This window comes from Erythrobacter sp. GH1-10 (assembly GCF_045363165.1).
Lineage (GTDB): Bacteria > Pseudomonadota > Alphaproteobacteria > Sphingomonadales > Sphingomonadaceae > Erythrobacter.
Window position 1 is genome coordinate 1,127,219 of the sequence record NZ_JBJFLP010000001.1, and the last position, 16,597, is coordinate 1,143,815.

General features: G+C 62.5%; 19 protein-coding genes. 13 read left to right on the top strand and 6 right to left on the bottom strand.

From position 1 onward, the window contains the following. Nucleotides 1-13: 13 nt before the first annotated feature. The 4 genes from pspC to ACI5KX_RS05590 are packed head-to-tail and all read right to left on the bottom strand — an operon-like array spanning nt 14 to nt 1,865. Nucleotides 14-388: an envelope stress response membrane protein PspC gene (gene pspC, locus ACI5KX_RS05575; protein WP_406809687.1), complete on the bottom strand. Its 375-nt coding sequence runs from the start codon at nt 386-388 to the stop codon at nt 14-16. After that, nucleotides 385-687, bottom strand: coding sequence for an envelope stress response membrane protein PspB (gene pspB, locus ACI5KX_RS05580; RefSeq protein ID WP_406809688.1), 303 nt, complete (start codon nt 685-687; stop codon nt 385-387). Before pspB ends, pspC begins: the two co-directional genes overlap by 4 nt. A gap of 3 nt (nt 688-690) precedes the next feature. Continuing rightward, a complete protein-coding gene (pspA, locus tag ACI5KX_RS05585; RefSeq protein ID WP_406809689.1) occupies nt 691-1,656 on the bottom strand; it encodes a phage shock protein PspA in 966 nt (321 codons plus the stop codon). Between the two features lie 8 nt (nt 1,657-1,664). Beyond that, nucleotides 1,665-1,865, bottom strand: a complete 201-nt coding sequence (locus ACI5KX_RS05590; RefSeq protein ID WP_406809690.1) for a hypothetical protein — start codon at nt 1,863-1,865, stop codon at nt 1,665-1,667. A gap of 185 nt (nt 1,866-2,050) precedes the next feature. Here ACI5KX_RS05590 and pspF point away from each other — a divergent pair, with 185 nt between their 5' ends. The 12 genes from pspF to ACI5KX_RS05650 all read left to right on the top strand — a co-directional run bounded on the left by pspF (nt 2,051) and on the right by ACI5KX_RS05650 (nt 13,569). Further along, on the top strand, nt 2,051-3,103 hold the full coding sequence (gene pspF, locus ACI5KX_RS05595; RefSeq protein WP_406809691.1) for a phage shock protein operon transcriptional activator: 1,053 nt from the start codon (nt 2,051-2,053) through the stop codon (nt 3,101-3,103). Nucleotides 3,104-3,194: 91 nt separating this feature from the next. Beyond that, the gene (locus ACI5KX_RS05600; RefSeq protein ID WP_406809692.1) at nt 3,195-3,509 is read left to right on the top strand and encodes a hypothetical protein; all 315 of its coding nucleotides are present in this window, start codon (nt 3,195-3,197) and stop codon (nt 3,507-3,509) included. Between the two features lie 265 nt (nt 3,510-3,774). Next, nucleotides 3,775-4,923, top strand: coding sequence for a S8 family serine peptidase (locus ACI5KX_RS05605; RefSeq protein ID WP_406809693.1), 1,149 nt, complete (start codon nt 3,775-3,777; stop codon nt 4,921-4,923). A 168-nt stretch (nt 4,924-5,091) separates the two neighbouring features. After that, nucleotides 5,092-5,940: a hypothetical protein gene (locus tag ACI5KX_RS05610; protein WP_406809694.1), complete on the top strand. Its 849-nt coding sequence runs from the start codon at nt 5,092-5,094 to the stop codon at nt 5,938-5,940. A 195-nt stretch (nt 5,941-6,135) separates the two neighbouring features. Continuing rightward, complete coding sequence (gene rimP, locus ACI5KX_RS05615; protein WP_406809695.1) at nt 6,136-6,714, top strand: ribosome maturation protein RimP; 579 nt, start codon at nt 6,136-6,138, stop codon at nt 6,712-6,714. Next, nucleotides 6,714-8,372, top strand: coding sequence for a transcription termination factor NusA (gene nusA / locus ACI5KX_RS05620; protein ID WP_406809696.1), 1,659 nt, complete (start codon nt 6,714-6,716; stop codon nt 8,370-8,372). The genes rimP and nusA overlap by 1 nt, the downstream gene beginning before the upstream one ends. After that, nucleotides 8,353-9,138 (top strand): DUF448 domain-containing protein, encoded by a 786-nt coding sequence (locus ACI5KX_RS05625; RefSeq protein WP_406809697.1) that lies wholly within the window; start codon nt 8,353-8,355, stop codon nt 9,136-9,138. Before nusA ends, ACI5KX_RS05625 begins: the two co-directional genes overlap by 20 nt. A 17-nt stretch (nt 9,139-9,155) precedes the next feature. Continuing rightward, entirely contained in the window at nt 9,156-11,672 is a 2,517-nt protein-coding gene (gene infB, locus ACI5KX_RS05630; protein WP_406809698.1) for a translation initiation factor IF-2, read from the top strand. A 12-nt stretch (nt 11,673-11,684) separates the two neighbouring features. After that, nucleotides 11,685-12,125, top strand: a complete 441-nt coding sequence (locus ACI5KX_RS05635) for a PaaI family thioesterase (protein ID WP_406809699.1) — start codon at nt 11,685-11,687, stop codon at nt 12,123-12,125. Continuing rightward, entirely contained in the window at nt 12,125-12,670 is a 546-nt protein-coding gene (locus ACI5KX_RS05640) for a DUF1697 domain-containing protein (RefSeq protein WP_406809700.1), read from the top strand. Before ACI5KX_RS05635 ends, ACI5KX_RS05640 begins: the two co-directional genes overlap by 1 nt. Before the next feature lie 4 nt (nt 12,671-12,674). Beyond that, complete coding sequence (gene rbfA / locus ACI5KX_RS05645) at nt 12,675-13,085, top strand: 30S ribosome-binding factor RbfA (RefSeq protein ID WP_406809701.1); 411 nt, start codon at nt 12,675-12,677, stop codon at nt 13,083-13,085. Next, a complete protein-coding gene (locus ACI5KX_RS05650) occupies nt 13,078-13,569 on the top strand; it encodes a GNAT family N-acetyltransferase (RefSeq protein WP_406809702.1) in 492 nt (163 codons plus the stop codon). Before rbfA ends, ACI5KX_RS05650 begins: the two co-directional genes overlap by 8 nt. 4 nt (nt 13,570-13,573) lie before the next feature. Here ACI5KX_RS05650 and ACI5KX_RS05655 read toward each other — a convergent pair whose 3' ends face one another. Next, the gene (locus tag ACI5KX_RS05655) at nt 13,574-14,161 is read right to left on the bottom strand and encodes a YceI family protein (RefSeq protein ID WP_406809703.1); all 588 of its coding nucleotides are present in this window, start codon (nt 14,159-14,161) and stop codon (nt 13,574-13,576) included. 76 nt (nt 14,162-14,237) lie between these two features. Further along, nucleotides 14,238-15,830, bottom strand: coding sequence for an AbgT family transporter (locus tag ACI5KX_RS05660; RefSeq protein ID WP_406809704.1), 1,593 nt, complete (start codon nt 15,828-15,830; stop codon nt 14,238-14,240). A gap of 176 nt (nt 15,831-16,006) precedes the next feature. Between ACI5KX_RS05660 and ACI5KX_RS05665 the strand changes: the two genes are divergently transcribed. Continuing rightward, nucleotides 16,007-16,582 carry a thymidine kinase gene (locus ACI5KX_RS05665; RefSeq protein ID WP_406809705.1) on the top strand — a complete coding sequence of 192 codons (576 nt, stop codon included), beginning with the start codon at nt 16,007-16,009 and terminating at the stop codon, nt 16,580-16,582. Nucleotides 16,583-16,597: the final 15 nt, after the last annotated feature.

A 16,597-nucleotide genomic window follows, 5' to 3' on the forward strand; every position in this document is an offset into this window, starting at 1 on the left:
CGTGTCAGTCGGCTCAGCGCAGTCGCTCGATTTCGGCGGTCAGGCGCGGGTTGTTGCTGACGTAATGCGTTTCGACGGCTGCCAGCCTGCGATCGATGTCGCGGAAGTTGGCGCGGATTTCGCGGGCGGTGCGCTTCGGGCTCTGCCGCACGCGCTGCCAGTACTTCTGTTCGCTTTCGTCGCGATAGAGGTGCGGCGGCTTCTTGCTCATCAGCATGCCGGCAGCGAAGTAGGCCAGGATCGGCCAGCCAAGGCCGATGGTCAGCGCGATCATGCCGAGGCGGATCCAGAGGACGTTGACACCGGTGTATTCCGCGATGCCCGAGCAGACGCCCATGAGCTTGCCATTGGCTTTGTCGCGATAGATCGTTGTGCGGGGCGAATTCATTGCTGGGCTCCCTTCTTCTCGGCGAGCAGTTCCTCGAGCTCGCGCAGTTGCTGGTTGTCGGTTTCGCGGTCGGCCGTGAGGCGCTTGACCGGGCTGAAGGACGGGTCGTCGGATGCGACCAGGCGCTCGACCGTGTCCATCCTCTCGTCGAGGCGCTTGGCGAGGTTGTAGAGTTCCTCGAGCAGGACTTCATCGTCGGAAGTAATGGTCGCGGATGTTTTCCATTTCGTGATGTAATGGAGGATGATCCAGATGGTCCCCATGATGAACAGTGGGACGAAGATCACTTCGGGTTCCATGGCTTAGTCCTCCTTCTCGGCGCTGTCGGGCTTGCCGAGCGCTTTTTTCATTTCTGCGAGTTCGTCGTCGATCGCGTCGGCACCTTCGAGCGCGGCGATTTCGTCCGAAAGTGATGGCGGGCTGTCTTCCCCGATCGAAATCGCATCGGCGCGGCCTTCGGCGTAATCGACGCGGCGTTCGAGCTGGTCGAAGCGCGAAAGTGCCTCGTCGGTCCGCTCGGTGCTCATCAGCGTGCGCAGCTTGACGCGGTTCTCCGCGCTTTCGAGCCGGGCGGCTATGGCCGTCTGACGGCTGCGGGCCTCGCGCAGGCGGTGCTGCAGTTTGGAAATATCTTCCTCATAGGCGCGCAGCGCATCGTCGAGCACCGCGATTTCGGTCTTGAGCTGGTCGGCCATGCCGCTGGCCTTCTTCTTTTCGACCAGCGCCGCACGGGCGAGATCTTCGCGGTCTTTCGACAAAGCGAGCTGCGCCTTGTCGGCCCAGTCGGCCTGGAGCTTGTCGAGCTTCACGACGTGGCGATGCATTTCTTTTTGATCGGCGATGGTGCGCGCCGCGCTCGCCCGGACCTCGACCAGCGTCTCCTCCATCTCGAGGATGATCATGCGGATCATCTTCTGCGGGTCGTCCGCCTTGTCGAGCATGTCGTTGAAGTTCGCGGCAATGATGTCACGGGTGCGGCTGAAAATGCCCATAAAGGCTACTCCATCTAGAAACGGGTTGGTCGCGCTCTTGCCCGACTCGGCGTCGCGATCATCGCGACGAGATTGCGTCGGGGTGGGGCTGCGGCGCAAGGCTTCGATTTCGGCATCGAGGCGAGAAAGCTTGGTGGGGCGCAACAGCGAACCCGATCCCGTGTGGGCCGAAGCGGTGCTGCCATCCGGGCGCGCAGGGGCAGTGGCGCCGGTTGCAGCCTTTGCGGGGGACTTTGCCCGCTCCGGCCCGAGGGGATTGGTTTCGCGCTTGCTCACGAGCACGCTCAAGCGATCTCGACCGAGACGACGCCGATGGCGTGCGGCTGGGTCATCGCCGCAGCTTGCGCCTCGCTGGCATCGAACTGCGTGGTCACGACGACCATCGCGCTCATTGCCACGATACTGGCGAAAGCGGCCTGGCCTAGCTTGCTGGTCCAGAAGCTCTTGGCCCAGAAATCCTTTACGAACGACACGCTCTTGTACATCGTCTTGGTCCCTCTTGGTCTTGGCGGGATCCCGTTGCGGGAGAGCCTCGCCGGTCTCGCAAGGTATTCTGCAACCGCCGTGCCAAACTCCGAAAATGGCGGAAATCCGAGGGTTTTCGATGACTGACAGATGAACGTATTGGTTTCTATTGCCAACCATTGGGAATTTTCACTATATATCGGCCATGGAACGCGAAAATCAGTTCATCGGCCAGTCCGGCGCCTTCCTCGACGCGGTCGAGCGAGCTTCGCGGGCCGCCCCGATGAGCCGCCCCGTGCTCGTCATCGGCGAGCGGGGCACGGGCAAGGAGCTCATCGCCGAACGTCTCCACCGCCTTTCGACCCGTTGGGACGAGCCGCTCGTTACGATGAACTGCGCGGCGCTGCCCGAAACCCTGATCGAAGCCGAATTGTTCGGCCACGAAGCGGGGGCGTTTACCGGTGCTACCAAAGCGCGAGCCGGAAGGTTCGAGGAAGCCGACCGGGGCACTTTATTTCTCGACGAACTGGGTACTCTGTCGATGGGCGCACAAGAACGCCTGTTGAGGGCCGTCGAATATGGCGAGGTGACGCGCATCGGCGCCTCGCGCCCGATCCGGGTCGATGTCCGGATCGTCGCCGCCACCAATGACGACCTGCCCGCACTCGCCAAGAGCGGCGAATTCCGCGCCGACTTGCTCGATCGACTGAGTTTCGAGGTTATCACCTTGCCGCCGCTGCGCGTACGTGAGGGCGATGTGATCGTGCTGGCCGAATATTTCGCGCGCCGGATGGCAGCGGAGCTCGACTGGCACAATTGGCCAGGCTTTGCACAGCATGTCATGGAACAGCTCGAGAATTACGAATGGCCCGGCAACGTTCGCGAATTGCGCAATGTGGTCGAACGTGCGGTCTATCGCTGGGACGATCCCGATACGCCGGTCGCACATGTCCAGTTCGATCCCTTCGACAGCCCGTGGAAGCCCGAGGCCCCTCCGCACCGTAAAGCCGAAGTCGCACCGGCTGCCTCCGCTCCGGCGGCCATTGGGCCAATGGGGCCTGTCCCTCCCGCTGTCGATTTCGAGCAGGTGGACGATCTGCGCGCCGCAGTCGATGCGCACGAACGCTCGATCGTCGAGCATGCGCTTGGCAAGCACCGCTGGAACCAGCGGCAGACGGCAAAGGCGCTTGGCCTCAGCTACGACCAGCTTCGCCACGCGATCAAGAAGCATGGCCTGATGGAAGAAGCCGACGGTTAGGCACAACTCCTTGTTTACCGTTGCAGTTTAATGCTTTCGCCAGCGAACGGGTCACCTGATCCGTTCCGTCCGCCAGCAAAGAGGGTGTGGGATGCGGATTATCGGCGACGTGATTGACAACGTGTTCAGCAGCATCAGGCTGGTCTTCCTCCTGATTTTCGGCGCGGTCGTTCTGTTTGGCCTCTTCATGACCGTGGGCGCGTCCTATGTTGCGCCCCAGGTGGCCGATTCTGCGGCAGAACGGATCGAGCGGCTCGGCAACGAAGCGATCAAGGCGGAGGTCGAAGCCAAGCTTGCGCGTGAGATGGGCAAAGACGGCTGGGGCTACGATTCAGCCCGCAGCGTCGATCGCGGGTCGTTGAATGACGAAGGCGAGGCACAAGGCGGTTGGGGCGAAGAAAACTAGCCAGGATTGGCTTCCGGGCACAATTTCCGAGTTTTCAGACAAGACAAGCGGTGCGCATTGCGCCAAAACGTATAGTATTTGCTGGAAGTATTCGGAAATCGATAGAATTCGTCGTGAGCTTCGGGTCATCGCGAAATATTCACAGCTTTAACCCCTTCGACTTGTGCTTTGCGAAACGCGGGTTAAACCTTCCCTCAGGCCAATAGCGCCGGGGGCGTTCGCCATGGGGTTGGCGATTTGCCTCTTACCACGGAGGAGAAGGTTCTTGGGACTGAAAACAAAGAAGATTCTGGCAATCGGTGTCGCATTCGGAGGGCTGGGGATGGCTCTCGCATCGCCAGCGCAGGCGCAAGGAAATAGCCCGCGCGCAGGCGAAAAAATCCCCAACAGCTATGTTTGCGTCTTCAACAAGCAGGATGTCGCGCGCGGCAATGTCCGCGCCGAGGCCGCGCGGCTCAACAATGCGAATGGCGGCCAGCTGAAGCGGGTCTACAGCAATACCATTCGCGGGTTCTCGACCAATATGAGCGCCACAGCGGTTGAACGCATGGAGCGCCTGTCGCCCAATATCGCCTATTGCGAGCAGGACCAGGTCGTCACTACCCAGCAGGGCAAGGGCAAGAAGCCTGGCGGCGGCGGTGGCGGCGGGAGCGATCCCGCACAGGAGACCCCGTGGGGTATAACCCGCGTCAACGGTGGAGCCGCGGGAACTTTCGGCACCGCTTGGGTGATCGATAGCGGTATCGATCTCGACCACCCCGATCTCAACGTCGACACAACCCGTTCGTTCTTTGCAGTCGGCCGCGACGCCGACGACCAGAATGGTCACGGAACTCACGTTGCCGGTACGATCGCCGCGAGAGACAACGCGATCGGCGTCATCGGCGTCGCTCCGGGCGCTCCGGTAGTTTCGGTGCGCGTGCTCGACCGCCGCGGATCGGGTTCGATTTCGGGCGTGATCGCCGGCGTCGATTATGTCGGTGCCAATGGCAGCAACGGCGATGTCGCCAATATGAGCCTTGGCGGCGGGGTCAGCACCGCGCTCGACCAGGCCGTAGTGGCAGCCTCGCAGAGCGGCGTGAAGTTCGTGCTCGCAGCCGGCAATGAGAGCCGCGATGCGAACCTCAGTTCGCCCGCTCGCGCCAACGGCCCGAACGTCTACACGATCTCGGCCTTTGCTCAGGGCGACGTGTTCGCGAGCTTCTCGAACTTCGGCAATCCGCCGATCGATTACGCTTCGCCGGGCGTGGCCGTGCTGTCGACCTGGAAAGACGGCGGCTACAACACCATTTCGGGCACCTCGATGGCGGCTCCGCACTTCGCTGGCATCCTGCTTCAGGGCGCTTCGACCAATGACGGCACTGTCTCGGGCGACCGCGACAGTAACCCAGACGTGATCCGCATCGTCCAGTAAGGGGCGAAGCCGAACCACTTCGAAAGGGCCCGGTTCGCGCCGGGCCCTTTCTTGTTGAGCAGGTGAATCGCGCGTTCACGATATTCGTCAGCCCTATCCCTTCAACCGGCGGTAGCGCTTTGCGTTCACACCTTGGCCGAACCGGTACTCGGTCCGAGGGGGACAATCATGAAAAAATTCGCAACGCGCAGCCTTGGCGTGTCCACCGCCATTCTCGCAATCGGTATCGCCGCAGCTCCGCTGTTCGCGCACCACCAATGGTCGACCTACGCCTGGGCGTCGGACAGCGTGAATCCGATTACGCCTGCGGTGGTCGACAACACCGACAGCCGCTGGAACGGCCATGTCAGCCAGGCTGTGTCTGATTGGAACAAGTCGGGATGGATCGACTCGGGGCTCGAATACGGCAACAATTCGAGCTGCGGGATGACCACCGGCACGATCCAGGTCTGCAACGACGACTATGGCGCGAATGGCTGGCTGGGGATCGCGACGATCGCGCTGCGCAACGGGGTGATCACCGCCGGATCGACCAAGCTCAACGACAATTATTTCAACCGCGATCGCTATAACAACTACACCTGGCGTCAGCTCGTCACCTGCCAGGAGATCGGCCACGATTACGGGCTGGGCCATCAGAACGAGGATTTCAGCACCGACGAAACGACGTCGTGTATGGAATACACCAGCCTGCCCGAGGGCAATGAGGGGCCCGATGCGCATGATTACGATGAACTCGCTCTGATGTATGGTGCGGGCACCGGCGGCGGAGGCGGCGGCACCAAGGGTCCCAAAGGCGGCAAAGGTGGAGGCAATGGCGGTGGCAAGGGCGGCGGCAAAGGCAAGAAAAGCAGCCGGACCGCGCTCCCCGGGGTCGGCAACACACCGGTTTCGTGGGGCAAACCCACGGCCTTCTTGCCCAACGGAAAGCCGTATCGCTTCATTCGGTCGTCGGGCAACTACACATATATCACCCACGTAACCTGGACACCCGATCGCGACCATCACGATCATTGATCTCAAGCCAATTGCGCTCTGTCGAGTGCAACGGGGGAGGGTCCGGTTCGCGCCGGGCCCTTTTTCGTTGCAATTGCGCAAGGCCGCGCCTATCTGACGTTCATCCCGACATTGTCGATACAAGTTTGGATGCTGGCGCCGCGAGGGGCCGGCCCGGATCGGCTTTGTCACACTTGAAGACTACTACGGAACTCGATGACCGACATCGCACACCTGACGGACCTGATCGAACCAGAAGCCAAAGCGCTCGGTTTCGATCTCGTGCGCGTGCAGATGATGCCGTCCGAAGCGGGCGATGGCGGGCAGGCTCTGCAGATCATGGCCGAGGACCCGGCGACGGGCCAGCTTGTGATCGAACAGTGTGCCGCGCTTTCGCGCCGCGTGTCGGATATGATCGACGCACGCGAGGAAGCGGGCGAGGTTCTGGTCGAAGGTGCGTATCACCTCGAAGTGTCCTCGCCCGGCATCGACCGGCCGCTGACGCGCGATAAGGATTTTACCGACTGGGCCGGGCACGAGGCGCGGATCGTCATGACCAAGGGCTGGTCGGGCGATGAAAAGGGCCAGCGCGTGTTCAAGGGCGAACTCGCCGGCCTCGAAAACGGCAAGGTGCAACTCGCCGACGCCAAGCTGGGCGGGGTTGAACTCCCGCGCGAACAGATCCACACGGCAAAGCTCGTCCTGACCGACAAGCTGATCGCCGCCACCAAACCCATCGACACCACCGGTGCCGAGGACATTGTTGAAGACCTAGAAGAAAAGGCAGACGACTGATGGCCAGTGCCATTTCCGCCAACAAGGCAGAATTGCTTGCAATCGCCAACGCGGTCGCTTCGGAGAAAATGATCGACAAGTCGATCGTCATCGAGGCGATGGAAGAGGCGATCCAGAAAAGCGCTCGCAACCGCTACGGTGCGGAGAACGACATTCGCGCCAAGCTCGACCCGCAGACCGGCGACCTGACGCTGTGGCGCGTCGTCGAAGTGGTCGAGGAAGTCGACGACTACTTCAAGCAGGTCGATCTCAAGCAGGCGCAGAAGCTGCAGGAAGGCGCACAGATCGGCGACTTTATCGTCGACCCGCTGCCGCCGGTCGATCTCGGCCGGATCGATGCGCAGTCGGCCAAGCAGGTGATCTTCCAGAAGGTCCGCGATGCCGAGCGTGAGCGCCAGTTCGAGGAATTCAAGGATCGTGCAGGCGAAGTGATCACCGGCGTGATCAAGTCGGTCGAATTCGGCCACGTGATCGTCAATCTCGGCCGCGCCGAAGGCGTGATCCGCCGCGACCAGCAGATCCCGCGCGAGGCCGCGCGTGTCGGCGAGCGTGTCCGCGCGCTGATCACCAAGGTCGAGCGCAACAACCGCGGCCCGCAGATCTTCCTGAGCCGCGCGCATCCCGATTTCATGCGCAAGCTGTTCGCGCAAGAGGTCCCCGAAATCTACGACGGCATCATCGAGATCAAGGCCGCCGCACGCGATCCGGGCAGCCGCGCCAAGATCGGCGTGATCAGCCACGATAGCTCGATCGACCCGGTCGGTGCCTGCGTCGGCATGAAGGGTAGCCGTGTGCAGGCTGTCGTGCAGGAACTGCAGGGCGAAAAGATCGATATCATTCCGTGGTCGGAAGACACCGCGACCTTCGTCGTCAACGCGCTCCAGCCGGCCACCGTCAGCCGCGTGGTGCTCGACGAGGAAGAAGGCCGTATCGAAGTCGTCGTTCCCGACGACCAACTGTCGCTTGCCATCGGTCGCCGCGGTCAGAACGTCCGCCTCGCCAGCCAGCTGACAGGTCACCAGATCGACATCATGACCGAGGAAGAGGCTTCCGAGAAGCGTTCGAAGGAATTTGCCGAACGTTCGAAGATGTTCGAAGAAGAGCTCGACGTCGATGAAACGCTTTCGCAGCTGCTGGTCGCCGAAGGCTTCGCGATGCTCGAAGAGGTCGCCTATGTCGAACTGGCCGAACTCGCCAGCATCGAAGGTTTTGACGAAGAGCTCGCCGAAGAACTTCAGAGCCGTGCGATCGAAGCGCTCGAGCGCCAGGAAGCAGCACACCGCGAAGTGCGCCGCGAACTCGGCGTCGAAGATGCGCTGGCCGAAATCCCGCACCTCAACGAAGCGATGCTGGTCACACTCGGCAAGGCGGGTATCAAGACGCTCGACGATCTTGCCGATCTTGCGACCGACGAACTGATCGCCAAGAAGCGCGAAGCGCCGCGTCGCCGCAACAATGCAGACGGTCCGCCGATGCGGCGCCCGCAGCGCGAACAGGACAAGGGCGGTGTGCTTGGCGAATACGGCTTGAGCGAAGAGCAGGGCAACGAGATTATCATGGCTGCCCGCGCGCACTGGTTCGAAGACGAAGAGGAAGCTCCGGCACCTGCCGAGACGACCGACACGCAGGAGGCCGCCGATGCGGACTCCACCCAATGAGCGCCTGACGTCCGACATCGCTGAAGCGCCCAGCTCGCCGAAGACCGACAAGGCTTCCGGGAGCGAAAGGCGCTGCATCCTTTCCGGAAAGACCCATCCGCGCGAGTCTCTCGTGCGGCTGGCGATTTCGCCCGAAGGCGTGGTCCTGCCCGATCCGGGAGCGAAAGCACCCGGCCGCGGCGCGTGGATCGCGCCCGACCGCGCTGCCCTTGAAGCTAGCATGGCCGATGGCCATTTCAGGCGGGCGCTGATGCGCGCGTTCAAGGGCGGCCCTGAAGGATTTCAGCTTTCCTACTCGGACGAGCTGCCGCAGCAGGTCGAGATGGCCCTCACCCGCCATCTCTCCGACCGGCTCGGCCTGGAATTGCGGGCGGGAAACATCGTGCTCGGGTCCTCCCGGATCGAGGAACAGGCGCGTTCCGGGCGCATCGCATTGCTTTTGCACGCCAAAGACAGCAGTGCAGACGGACGCAAACGGCTCGACCAGGCATGGCGGGTCGGATGCGAAATCGAGGGATCGGGTGCGCGCGGGACAGTCTTGCCACTGGACCGCAACACGCTTTCCGTGGCATTGGGCCGCGAAAATACCGTCCATCTGGGCGTTTCGGGGCGTCCCGACGATCTCGGGAAAGCCAAGCCGGCGCACGCGGCAACCCGTGTGGCGCAGGCGGTGGGTCGCCTTTCGGCCTATGTCGGCGGGGCTCCCGCCGATAATGAAACTCTCAGCCAGCCGACCGGCATGGCGGACGATGAAGTGAATATTTGAAGGACTGACGAGCTAGAATGAGCGACGATAAAGAAAAACGCACCCGTAAACCGCTGGGCCTGAAAAGGGCGGTCGATGCAGGCGAGGTCAAGCAGACCTTCAGCCACGGCCGCACGAACAAGGTCGCGGTCGAGGTGAAGCGCCGCCGCAAGCTCGTCAAACCGGGCGAGACGCCCGCACCCGAGCCCACGCCGGAACCGGCTCCCGCGCCTGCGCCTGCGGCCAAGAAGGAAACGCCCAAGAAGGCTGCGCCCAAGAAGCCGGCCGCTTCGGACGAGACACCGCAAGAACGCGTCGCCCGCCTCCAGCGCGAGGCCGAGGAGGAGCGCCTGCGGCTTGCCGAGGAAGCGCGCAAGCGCGACGACAAGAAGGCCAAGCAGGAAGCCGAACAGGAAAAGAAGCGCGCCGAGGAAAACCGCAAGGCCGAGGAAGAGGCCGAAAAGCGCGCAGCCGAAGAGAAGAAGGCCGAAGCTGAGGCAAAGGCCGATGCGAGCGCAGCGGCAGAAGTAGACGATTCACCGACCGCAGCTCCGCGTAAGTTCACCCCGGTTGCCCGGCCCGAGCCCAAGCGCCCGGAAAAGAAGAAGCGCGAAGACAAGCGCTCCGAGAAGCCCGCGACTGGAGGCAAGGACAAGCGCCGGTCGGGCAAGCTCACCGTCACCAAAGCCCTGAACGAGGACGAAGGACGCCGCGCGCGTTCGCTCGCCGCGCTGAAGCGCGCGCGCGAGAAGGAACGCCGGATGCAGGGCGGCCCGTCAAAGCCGCGCGAAAAGCAGGTCCGCGATGTCGTAGTGCCCGAAGCCATCACCGTCGGCGAGCTTGCCAAGCGGATGGGCGAGAAAGGCGCGGACCTCGTGAAGGAACTGTTCAATCTCGACATGATGGTCACCGTCAACCAGACGATCGACCAGGATACGGCAGAGCTGCTGGTCGAGCAGTTCGGCCACAACATCCAGAAGGTTTCCGAAGCGGATATCGACATTGTCGCCGATGAGGATGTTGACCCGGAAGAGACGCTCAAGCCGCGTCCGCCGGTCGTCACCATTATGGGCCATGTCGACCACGGCAAGACTTCGTTGCTCGATGCGCTGCGTGGCACCGATGTGACCAAGGGCGAAGCCGGAGGCATCACCCAGCACATCGGCAGCTATCAGGTGAAGACCAAGAGCGGCGGAAAGATTACCTTCCTCGATACGCCAGGCCACGCCGCGTTCAGTGAAATGCGTGCGCGCGGTGCCAACGTCACCGACATCGTGGTGCTGGTGGTCGCGGCGGACGATGGCATCATGCCGCAGACGATCGAAGCCATTAATCACACCAAGGCTGCAGGCGTCCCGATGATCGTCGCGATCAACAAGATGGATAAGCCCGAAGCGGACCCCAACAACATCCGCAGCAGGCTGCTCGAGCACGAAGTCATCGTCGAGGAAATGTCGGGCGATGTGCAGGACGTCGAAATCTCGGCCAAGGAAAAGACCGGCCTCGACGAGCTGATCGAGAAAATCGAATTGCAGGCCGAACTACTCGAACTGAAGGCTCGCCCCGATCGCGATGCCGAAGCGACGGTGATCGAGGCGCAGCTCGACAAGGGCCGCGGCCCGGTCGCCACCGTGCTGATCACGCGCGGGACGCTGAAGCGCGGCGACACCTTCGTCGTCGGCACCGAGAGCGGTCGCGTTCGCGCGATCGTCAACGACCAGGGCAAGCAGATCAAGGAAGCCGGCCCCTCGATGCCGGTCGAAGTGCTGGGCCTCGGAGGCGTGCCGTCGGCCGGTGATCAGCTGACTGTGGTCGAAAACGAACAGCGCGCCCGCGAGGTTGCCGAATACCGCCAGGAAAAGGCGACCGAGAAACGTACCGCGCTTGCTCCGACCAATTTCGACACGATGTTCAACAATTTGCAGTCCAACGTCATCGAGTGGCCGGTATTGGTGAAGGCCGATGTTCAGGGTTCGGTCGAGGCGATCGTCTCGGCGCTCCACAACATCTCGAATGACGAGATCAAGGTCCGCGTCCTGCATGCAGGAGTCGGCGCGATCACCGAAAGCGACGTGACTCTCGCGGCCGCCTCGGACGCACCGATTATCGGCTTCAATGTCCGACCCAACGCCAAGGCACGCGAACTGGTCAAGCGCGACAACGTGCGGATGATGTATTACGACGTCATCTATCACCTCACCGAAGAGGTGGCGAAGGAGATGGCGGGCGAGCTCGGTCCCGAGCGGATCGAGACCGTTGTCGGTCGTGCCGAAGTCAAGCAGGTCTTCCCTGCGGGCAAGAAGGACAAGGCCGCGGGCCTCCTCGTCGTGGACGGGGTTATCCGCAAGGGTCTCCACGCGCGCCTCACCCGCGAGGATGTTATCGTTTCGGCGACGACCATCGCATCGCTGCGGCGCTTCAAGGATGACGTGGACGAAGTTCGCGCGGGTCTCGAATGCGGCGTGGTGCTGGAAGACACGAACGACATCCAGGCCGGCGACAACCTCGAAGTCTTCGAAGTCGAGGAGCGCGAGCGGACTCTCGAAGTCTCGTAAAAGGGGCGCCACGTGGCCAGCGAACCGTATTTTCCGGAGGATGCGGGGGGATCCCCGCATTCGTCGCTGCTCGGCTCGGAATTCGTCTCTTTCGATGAAGACACGCTGACCGCGACGATGCGCTTCACCGTAAAGCGCGAGATGACAACCTGGCGCGGCGGCGTGCAGGGCGGGCTTGTCGCGGGCTATCTCGACGATGTGATGGGCTATGCCTTCGTCGCCGCGACCCGGGGCGAACAGGCACCGCTCAACCTCGAATTGTCGATGAGCCTCATCCGGCTTATCCCGGAAGGCGCAACCATCATCGGCAAGGGCCGGGTCGTAAAGGCCGGACGGCGCGTGGTCTTCCTCGAAGGCGAATTGCTCGCCGAGGACGGCACGATCCATGCCCGCGCAACCTCGACCGCAATCCCCACGCCTCGCCCGTCGCCGACCGAAACGGGGATGGTCTGATGCCGCGCTATCTGGCGCTTCTCGGCAGCATCAATATCGGCGGAAACCGAGTGAAAATGGCGGCATTGAAGGCGGTTCTCGCGGAGGAAGGATTCCGCGAGGTGGAGACAGTCGCAGCGAGCGGCAACGTTATCGTCACAGACCGCAGGCAGGCGAGCACGCTTGAAAGGCGGCTGGAGGAAATCATATCCGCCCGCTTCGGTTTTCGGAGCTGCGCCATGGTCAGGACCCGCGACGAGGTTTGTGCCGCCATCGACGAAAACCCCTTCCACGGCACTGGCCCGGAGCATGGATCTGACAGGATGGTGCACTCGATCTTCCTGAGCGAACAGCCCGAGCAAGCGCGGTTCGATGCGCTGCTTGACGAGCACAAGGGCAAGGGCAGCGAACGGCTCGCGCTCGGTGACCGGGTGCTGTATCTGGATTACGTTCACGGTGTCGGTGTGTCCGATTTGTCGAGCAAGTTTCTCGAACGCAGGCTCGGTTGCAAAGGCACCGCCCGAAACATGAACTCGCTCAAGAACATCCTTGCAAAGATGGACTGAACGTATGGCCAAACGCGATCCCTTTACCGCCGAACAGCATTCGGTCCGCGTCCTCAAGGTGGGCGAGCGGGTGCGTCACATCCTTTCCGAACTGCTCGCGCGGCAGGAGGTCCATGACGAGATTGTCAGCTCCGCCAATATCGCGGTGACCGAGGTGCGGATGACGCCCGACCTGCGCAATGCGACGGCTTATGTGAAGCCGCTGCTCGGCGCGGGCGAGGACGATGTGGTCCATGCGCTCAGGCAGAACACCGCCTTCCTCCAGCGCGAGGTTGCCAAGCGGCTTGGCCTCAAATTCGCGCCCAAGCTCAAGTTCCGCAAGGACGAGAGCTTTGCCGAGGCTGACCGGATTGAGGCGCTATTGCGCGATCCGAAGGTGGCACGCGACCTCGACGGCGACAGCGACGATGACTGATGCGGCCGGATGGTCGCTGCGGACATTCCGCTCCGGAGATCTCGGCCACATCGCTGCGCGCCAAGCTGCGCTTTACGATGAACATTGGGGCTGGGGCCGCCCGATGGAGGCTATGATCTACGACATTGCCGGGCGTTTCCTGCGCGACTTCAAGGACGGGCGCGAGCAATGCTGGGTCGCCGAGCGCGACGGGCAGATGATGGGCGGCGTATTCCTGTGCGAGGAAGACCGGGAGACCGCACGGCTGCGGTTGCTTTATGTCGAACCGGAAGCGCGCGGAATGGGGATCGGGATGGCGCTTGTGCGCCAATGCACCGCATTCGCCCGCGAGGCGGGATATGTCCGCATCGTGTTGATGACGCATGCCGTGCTCGACAGCGCTCGCAAGCTGTATGTCGCGGAGGGCTACACCCTGACCGGCAGCGAAGAGCAGGACGATTTCGGAAAACCCGAAACCACCGAGCACTGGATGCTCGAGCTTTAGATAATCAGCGCTGCGGAACCATCCGCGCGCGCATCCTGATGTCGACCTTGTTGCCGACGATCACCTGATAGCTCTTCATGCCGTACTCGCGGCGGTCGATCGTGGTGGTTGCGGTGAAGCTTACCGCCCCGCCGGCAGGCGCGGTCACCGGGTCGCTGTCGAAGGTAACGTCAAGAACTTGCGGCTTCGTCACCCCGCGTGCGGTGAGATCGCCCGAAACCGTCCCGCGCGTGGGCGATTTTAGCTTGAGCGATTTGCCGACGAAACGGATCGTCGGATACTTTTCGACCCAGAAGAACTTGTCGCCTTTGAGCCGCTTCAGGGTCGTCTCGTCCGATGCTTCAAGCGCGGCCGCATCGAAGGTCACGTCGATTACAGCGCGTTCGGGTGCGCCTGGCACGATCAGCACTTCGCCGCTCATCTTCGGAAAGCGTGCGGTCTTGCTGGCCAGGCCGAAGAAACCGACCTTGGCCGAAACGTCGCTCGCGTTTGAATCAAGCAGGTATTTTCGCGGCGCCGACGAATTGAGAGCAAGCGCAGCGGAGGCGAAAAGCGCCAGCAATGCGAACACGGCGTTTCGAATTATCGGCATCGCTACCTCTCCAATCCCTGCCTGTCCGAACGTGCGAGCGGGGCAGGGCGTTCCCTTCCCCGCTCACACTATACCATCAGCAGGCCCGTGGTGTGAATGTGCCGCTGATATCGGTGTTGGCGGACGGCACCTCGATGCAAACCCCGGCATCGGGACCAAGCGGAATATCCATCACGACCCACCCGATCGTCAGCGCGAGGCCCGAAAACATAAGCCCGACCGAGAACGGCAGCATGACCGCGGCGAGCGAGCCGAGACCGAACTGCTTGTCCCAACGCTGGCAGAAGATCAGGATCAGCGGGAAATACACCATCAGCGGAGTGATGATGTTGGTCGCACTGTCGCCGACACGGTAGGCGGCGGTCGCCATCTCCGGCGAGATCCCGAGCAGGATCAGCATCGGCACCATAACCGGCGAAATCAGCGCCCATTTCGCGCTCGCCGAACCGACGAACAGGTTGAGCAGCGCCGAGACAAGGATGATCGAGGTCAGCAGCAGCCATGCTGGCATGTCGGTGCTGCCGAGGAAGGCTGCGCCATGTACGGCAAGGATCAGGCCGAGGTTCGACCACGCGAACATCGCGACGAAATGAGCCGCGGCAAAGGCGAGCACGAGGTAGTATGCGAGATCCTCCATCGCGCCCGACATCATCTTCACGAGGTCACGGTGGTCACCGATCGTCCCGGCGGCCTTGCCGTAGGCCCAGCCTGCCAGCAGGAACAGAACGAAGAAAGCGGCGACGAGGCTGCGATAGAACGGGGTCATTTGCGCTTCTGCGCTCGCGCTCTCATCGATCAGCGGCGTGCCCGGGCCCCAGGTCATCAATACCCAGACTCCAACGACACCGAGCACGGCGAGACCTGCCATCTTCAGGCCTTTGCGCTCGGCATCGGTCAGCGGCCGGTCGCTGTCCTCGTCTTCTGCATCGACATGAGTCGCGTTGGCGGCGTTATAGGCGCCGAGGCGCGGCTCGATGATCTTGTCGGTGACGTACCAGATCACCGGCAGAAACACGAAAGTCATCGCGGCGATGAAGTACCAGTTACCCGCGATGTTCGCGGTCCAGTCGCCGAATACGGTTTCGACGCTGGCTTCGGTGATCCCGAACAGCAGCGCGTCGAGCTGGCCCGGAAGCAAGTTGGCGGAAAATCCGCCCGAGACGCCGGCAAAGGCGGCGGCGATACCCGCAATCGGATGGCGCCCGGCGGCGTGGAAGATGATCCCTGCGAGAGGGATCAGGACGACGTAAGCGGCATCTGCGGCGAGGTTGCCCATCATCCCTACGAGAACGACTATCGGGGTTAGGAGGGCCTTGGGTGCGTCGCGAACGCCCGCGCGCATCGCGGTGCCGAACAGGCCTGCGCGCTCGGCCACTCCCGCGCCCAGCATCACGACCAGCACGTATCCGAGCGGGTGGAAGTGGGTGAAGGTGGTCGGCATGTCGACCCAGAGTCTCTGGATGTTTTCCGCAGATAAGAGGCTTGTCGCGGTAATTACAGTCGCGGCGCCGGTCTCGGGATCGACCTCGGTCGGGTGCAATGCGGAAACGCCCGTCAGGCTCGCGATCACCGAGATGACGATCAGCCCGAAAATGAGCCAGAAGAACAGGAAGACCGGATCGGGCAGCTTGTTGCCGCTCCGTTCGATCCAGCCGAGAATGCCGGTCATGCCTTCAGATTTGCTTTCAGCCGAAGCCGCACTTGCCATCGCTTGATCCCCGTTGATTGCGAATGTTTGCAGCTGGCTAGCATTGCCGGGCGAGCCTGTCTGCCCTCTGAATGGCGTGGCTGTTGATGGTTTCGCGAGGGTCTGGTGCCTTTCCGTCGCCGCGGTTAGGCAGGCGTATGGCCAAGCTGTATTTCTACTTCTCGAGCATGAACGCGGGCAAATCGACCACGCTGCTGCAGGCCGATTTCAACTATCGCGAACGCGGCATGCGCACGATGCTTTGGACCGCCGAGCTCGATACGCGTTCGGAAGGGATGGTGCGCAGCCGGATCGGTCTGGAGGCACGCGCGCACCATTATCGCCCCGACACTGATATGTGGGAGGCGATACATTCCGCGCACCTCGCCGAACCGCTCGATTGCGTGCTTGTCGATGAGGCGCAGTTCCTGACGAGGGAACAGGTGTGGCAGCTGGCGCGGCTGGCCGACAAGGCGGGCATCCCGGTGCTTTGCTACGGCATCCGCACCGATTTTCAGGGCGAGCTGTTCCCCGGATCGGCGGCGCTGCTGGGGATCGCCGACGCGCTGGTCGAGCTGAAGGCGGTCTGCCACTGCGGGCGCAAGGCGACGATGAATCTGCGGGTTGATGCCGATGGCAAGCCGGTGGCGGAGGGCGCGCAGACCGAGATCGGCGGCAACGATCGCTATCTCGCGCTGTGCCGGAAACATTTCAGCGAAGCGCTGGGCAACTAGCGCGCGGTCGCACGC